This window comes from Stenotrophomonas sp. HMSC10F07, from assembly GCF_001807895.1.
Taxonomy (GTDB): domain Bacteria; phylum Pseudomonadota; class Gammaproteobacteria; order Xanthomonadales; family Xanthomonadaceae; genus Stenotrophomonas; species Stenotrophomonas sepilia.
Genome location: NZ_KV791415.1, coordinates 1 through 771, shown reverse-complemented (window position 1 = coordinate 771; position 771 = coordinate 1). Strand labels below are relative to the sequence as shown.

At 61.7% G+C, this 771-nt stretch carries 1 protein-coding gene; it reads left to right on the top strand.

Annotated features, from left to right (window positions below):
- The coding region (locus tag HMPREF3114_RS13755; protein ID WP_053501315.1) for an IS3 family transposase at window positions 1–733 on the top strand (733 nt) is incomplete at its 5' end.
- Between the last annotated feature and the right edge of the window lie 38 nt (window positions 734–771).

Sequence of the window (771 nt, the reverse complement as noted above, 5' to 3'; positions counted from 1 at the left end):
CGATTCGGCCCTCCGTACCGAGCTTCGGGCCATTCATGTGACCAGCAAGCGCAGTTATGGGCGACGTCGGCTGGTCAGGGCCTTACGAGCCAGGAATCATCCAGTCGGCCACAAGCGCGTGGCACGGTTAATGGCCGAGGAGCGAATCCAGGGCAAGACCAAAGGCCGATTCCGACCCAAGTCCTCCGGCGGCTCATCTCAGCTCGCCCCCAACCTGCTGGATCGGCAATTTGCCCCCGGAACCGGACCGACGGCGTGGGTCGGGGATATCACGTATGTCCCCACCCGCCAGGGATGGCTGCATCTGGCCGTGGTCATCAGCGTCCAGACCCGGCAGGTGCTGGGCTACAGCGTTTCCAAGCGTCTGACTGAAGAGCTGGTGGTGAAAGCATTTGCCAATGCTTGGGCTCTGCATCCACAACGACCCGGCCTGATCTTCCATTCAGATCGTGGTGGGCAGTACTGGGGGAACGAGTTTCGCCAGCTGCTGCAGTCCCATGACGTGGTCCAAAGCATGAGCCGGCCTGGCAATTGCTGGGACAACGCGGTGGCCGAGAGCTTCTTTGCGACGCTCAAGACAGAAGAGGCTGCCGAGCCTTACGCCAGTAGGGAACAAGCCAGCCAGTCCATCGCTGCTTACATCCACGGCTTCTACAATCCAGCCCGGCTACACTCGGCGCTGGGCTACCACTCGCCTAACAACTACGCCCGGCAGCTTCGGCCTGCCGCCTGAAACGGCTTCATGGCGTCCGTTTTCAGGGGGCCAGATCA